Origin of the sequence: Chryseobacterium indologenes (assembly GCF_001295265.1) — a bacterium.
Lineage (GTDB): Bacteria > Bacteroidota > Bacteroidia > Flavobacteriales > Weeksellaceae > Chryseobacterium > Chryseobacterium indologenes_A.
On the sequence record NZ_LJOD01000033.1, the window covers coordinates 1 to 4,637 of the forward strand.

The window sequence follows — 4,637 nt, forward strand, 5'->3', positions numbered from 1 at the left end:
ACTTTTGTAGAGCAGCAGGTTGCAGGAACTTATGAAAATCCTTATAAGTTCAATGCAAAGGAACTGGATTCTGAGACAGGTTTATATTATTACGGAGCGAGGTATTATAATCCTAGGTTGAGTTTTTGGTATGGGGTAGATCCGCTAGCTATTTACAATCCAGTAATGGAAACCGAGTTCTACGGAGATGGGCAACATAACGGAGGTGTAAATTTTTGGGGTAACCTTAATCCTTATATATACACTTATCAAAATCCTGTGAAGTATATTGATCCGAATGGAAAACAAACTCTTGGCCCAGGAATTTATAATACAGCTTTCATTTATTATGTTTCGGGTGATGTGGGGCATACAGCTATAGGTTATTATGGCAAATATGATAAGAATCCGGGTGTTTTATATGCTCCTTTATCAGGTAATTCTTCTTACCGTCAAACTAGACAGAGAGGATTAGATGGAGTTTGGTATAGTGGCGTAAGTGAAGCAAATACAATAAAATCATATTTAGATAGCGGAGATAAAGTGGAACGATATCATTATAAATTGAGAGATGAGGCGCTGGAGTCTCTAGCAATGGGTATAGAGGATGATATAGTAACAGCAGGTAATTCTTTTGATTCAGCCTATTGCACATTGCAAGCTAAAGTTGCAATTCGTAAATCGTTTGAAGATATAGCTGGTGTTGATACTCAAAAAGCGGTTGATAAAATAATTCCATACTCTATTCCAACAGATTTGTCAAAAGATGAAGTTTTGAAAACTGGAAGTGTAAAATATGACCTTTTTACTAAAGAAAAAGGTAAATATTATAAAACAACCTATAGTTGGAGCCCAAGAAATGTTGGAAAAACATGGGTTGAAAGAAATATATTAGGAAAAGATGGGTGGACTACAGAAAAAAAAGAAATTAAATTTAAAAAATGAAAAATATTCGTAGACTTTTAATCACTTCCTTATTAATTGTATTTGGAATAATTATTATTTTTCAAATTAAAGTGGAAGTATACAAATCAGAACTAATTAAACAGTATAATTTTAATTATTTAAATAAGAATCGTATAAAATATACTCCGTTTGTTTTTTTCTTTCTTCAGAGTAAGTTATTTGGAAAGAATACGTGTTATTTCAGAAGTATTAATATACCTTATGAGATTTACGAAAAAGAAAACGGAATAATTAGAAAAAATTATGAGGAGTACTATATGCTTTACAATATTGAATATAATGCTTACTTGATGTATTGCTATTATGAGCTACGGGATCTAAAGTGTCAATAATCAGGATATAAAAAATCTAAAAAATGATTTAATAAAAGAAAACCTAAGTGGAAAACGTTCCTGTAAACTTCCCTGTTTTGGAACTTATGAAAATCCGTACAAGTTCAATGCAAAAGAGCTAGATTCTGAGACAGGTTTATATTATTATGGAGTACTATAATCCTAGATTGAGTTTTTGGTATGGGGTAGATCCGCTAGCTATTTGGAATCCTGTGATGGATAGAGAGTTTTATGGTGAAGGACAGCATAATGGTGGAGTGTACAATTCAGGAAATTTAAATCCATACATTTATACTTATCAGAATCCGATTAAGTATATTGATCCGAATGGAAAGCAAATTGAATGGTCATTGGCTTGGGAATTTAGTACTACAACGACAGCTGGAGGAACTCTAGGAGGTGGTATGATGGGAGGAGGTTTACAGCTCTTCCAGTTGCGGGAGTAATTGTTTTGTATAAGAGTAAACAATTAGCAAATAATTTCAATGCTAATAGGGCTTGGCAAGAAAGGCATGTAACTTTAAAGGATGAAAAAGAAGCCTTATTACGTGAAAGCTACCCTGTTGCAGAACAAGATAATTTAATTGTTAGAGATATTCCTGCTGCGGTTAAGCAAAAAATTATTATATTAAATGCAATACAATTTGAAGACACTCCAAGTGGAGAGATGAATCAGGAAATAAAAGAAGTACTTGCTGGTAGGGGATCAGTAAGAACTGATGCAGAAACAGGACTCCCTCAAGTGTATGAAAATAGAAAGAATTCTAAAAAAGAAAGAACGTGGGCAGGATCAATTGAGTATAATGTACCTAGTAAGAAATCAGGAGATAAACAAAGAATATTGAAGAAAACCAATAATGATGGTACTACAACATATGGTTATACATTAGATCATTATGAAACCATTCATAAATTTAAAGAAAAAAATAAATAATGAATGTAACAATCAAATATGACAATCAGCTTTTTATTAAATCCGCGTATATTAAGATGGTGTCTTTTAATAAGAGCTTTGAAAAGAAATTCATTCTAGATAAAATTTTATATATTAATAAAGATATAGATTGGGAAAATTTTTATATGGATATTGTTTATTTCATAATTGAGACAATAGACATAAATGGGAACGAGGAACTTTTATATAATTTTAAATTTAGAGTAGAAAATTTAAGCATAGTAAAAAATAGAGTTACTGCTACTGGAATACCTATAATTGATTATGATGGAAATAACTATAATCAAAATGTCATAGACATTCTTACAGAATGGGAAAAGAATATTGAGATAGATTTTTTTAATTTAAATAATGAAGCAAAATTGGCATATAATTATTGTTGCAGATTATGGAATTGGACTAATAAGCTTAATAATTATTTTTATGAAATTAACTTAGAAAGGGTAAAATCGGACATAGATTTTTTTAATTTAATGGGATATTCACTATTTGGACCAAGAGGTTATATTGGCTACGATTCATATACATTTCAAGATAGAATAGAAACAATAATTAACAATGTGGAAGAAAATACGACCATTAAATTTAATAATTATCAAAATTTGAAATTAGTAATGAATTTGAAAGAATATGAGTATGTTAATAAAATCTTTAGAAAAGAATATAGGAAATTTGTCTTTATAATTAATTAAATATAATAGTTGCTAATTTTTTTAAGATAAAATTATTATACTATCTAAAAAAATATAGAAAAAGCGGATCAATTTCAATCCGCTTTTTCTATATTTTATTTACATGAAGATCACTTGGGAACAGCCGCATTTGTTACCGATGCCAACGCTGTTGCAACCCAATTTTTCGTAAATTTACCTTTCGGGGAGACTTTTGTAGAGCAACAAGTTGCGAGAACTTATGAAAATCCTTATAAGTTCAATGCAAAGGAACTGGATTCTGAGACAGGTTTATATTATTATGGAGCAAGGTACTATAATCCTAGATTAAGTTTTTGGTATGGGGTGGATCCGTTGGCCATTTATAATCCAGTAATGGAGAGAGAGTTCTACGGAGACGGTCAACATAATGGTGGAGTAAATTTTTGGGGTAACCTTAATCCTTATATCTATACTTATCAGAGTCCTATCAGGTATATTGATCCTAATGGAAAGCAAACTGATGTGGTATATCTGCAGAAAAAAGGAACTGATACAATTATACGTAATGCATCAGATGATATAAGAAATAAAAAGAATGTACTCACAATTACTAGTCATGGAGGTACACATGGTGCAAGGTTGTATGATCAGAATGGTAAGAAAGGAGGTCTGATAGATGGACCTGTCAGCTTTAGAAAAAACATGGAAGCTGATAGTGAAAAATGGAGAAAAAGAAAGGAGAACGGTAATTTAGTAGTTGTCATGTATGCTTGTAACATAGCTCGAGATCGAGTCGACAAAGAAGGGAATTCTAAACCAACAAGATTACAATCAATATCTGCTGGAAACCCTGATGAAGTATTTATAGGCTCTACAACAAGTGTCGGATACAGTGACAATGGTTTTATTGATCAGATTACCGGTCCTGTGGATAATGGTAAATATAGAGTTTATAAAGCTGGAATTTTAATTGATGAATATGACAGCTCTTGGGATCCCAACACTTTTAAAAGCAAATGGTTTGATAATCCTAAAGAAATTAAATCAAATGATAAAACAAAACCCGCAGTCAATGATCAGATCCAAAATTGTACATCATGTGCTAAGAAAAAGAAGTAAAGTCTTACTTTTATTTATAATATTTACATTTTCATGTCAAGAGAAAAATGAGATGGAAGAGTTGAAAAATAGAAGTTTGAAAGGCGATACTATTGCGTATGAGAGATTACAGGATATTTATTTTAATAATAATTATGAAGAGTTTTTAAAATACTCACATATATTATCAATAAAATATAATTATAAAAAAGCTTACTATGATACTTTTGAAATAGTTTATATATCTAAGGGGCATAATGATAATTGTATCGATTATGATTTGAGCTGTTTAAAAAATAATGACAGAAAGATTGCTGTTGAAAATTTAAAAAAAGCTATAGAGTTGAGATACGAACCTGCAATTGAAACTTTTTGCTCTTATTATAATAAAAATAAGATGTATCCCTTACCTGAAATTTATGATGATAAAAAGATTAAATTAATTTTAGTTGATTATTCATGTAATAAAAAAGAGTAAACAACATAATAATCTGGAGACACTACCTTTGTTAGAACACCCACAGAAGTTTTTCAAATTAGAAATGTCGAAGAATATCGTATTTTTTTAGAAAGCTATTGTATAGGTAAACAATTGAATTATTCATATTTTAAAATAGAATTTAATAAGTACTTAATTAGTAGAAGTTTTGATAA

The 4,637-nt window shown here is 30.2% G+C and carries 6 protein-coding genes; all 6 read left to right on the forward strand.

Annotated features, from left to right (window positions below; genetic code table 11):
• Positions 1–924, forward strand: a 924-nt coding sequence (locus tag AOB46_RS22320) for an RHS repeat-associated core domain-containing protein (protein WP_131724446.1), incomplete at its 5' end; no start/stop codon positions are given.
• 568 nt (positions 925–1,492) lie between these two features.
• Positions 1,493–1,723, forward strand: a complete 231-nt coding sequence (locus tag AOB46_RS23255) for a hypothetical protein (protein ID WP_131724447.1) — start codon at positions 1,493–1,495, stop codon at positions 1,721–1,723.
• 5 nt (positions 1,724–1,728) lie between these two features.
• Positions 1,729–2,211, forward strand: a complete 483-nt coding sequence (locus AOB46_RS22335; RefSeq protein WP_062703573.1) for a hypothetical protein — start codon at positions 1,729–1,731, stop codon at positions 2,209–2,211.
• Positions 2,211–2,924 carry a hypothetical protein gene (locus tag AOB46_RS22340; protein WP_062703575.1) on the forward strand — a complete coding sequence of 238 codons (714 nt, stop codon included), beginning with the start codon at positions 2,211–2,213 and terminating at the stop codon, positions 2,922–2,924. Before AOB46_RS22335 ends, AOB46_RS22340 begins: the two co-directional genes overlap by 1 nt.
• Positions 2,925–3,038: 114 nt before the next feature.
• Positions 3,039–4,004 carry an RHS repeat-associated core domain-containing protein gene (locus AOB46_RS22345; protein ID WP_062703577.1) on the forward strand — a complete coding sequence of 322 codons (966 nt, stop codon included), beginning with the start codon at positions 3,039–3,041 and terminating at the stop codon, positions 4,002–4,004.
• 52 nt (positions 4,005–4,056) lie between these two features.
• Positions 4,057–4,461, forward strand: a complete 405-nt coding sequence (locus AOB46_RS22350; protein ID WP_062703578.1) for a hypothetical protein — start codon at positions 4,057–4,059, stop codon at positions 4,459–4,461.
• Positions 4,462–4,637 lie beyond the last annotated feature (176 nt).

Coding starts and splice junctions, on each gene's coding strand:
- AOB46_RS23255 (WP_131724447.1), top strand. CDS start 1,493: ATGGATAGAGAGTTTTATGGTGAAGGACAGCATAATGGTGGAGTGTAC.
- AOB46_RS22340 (WP_062703575.1), top strand. CDS start 2,211: ATGAATGTAACAATCAAATATGACAATCAGCTTTTTATTAAATCCGCG.
- AOB46_RS22350 (WP_062703578.1), top strand. CDS start 4,057: ATGGAAGAGTTGAAAAATAGAAGTTTGAAAGGCGATACTATTGCGTAT.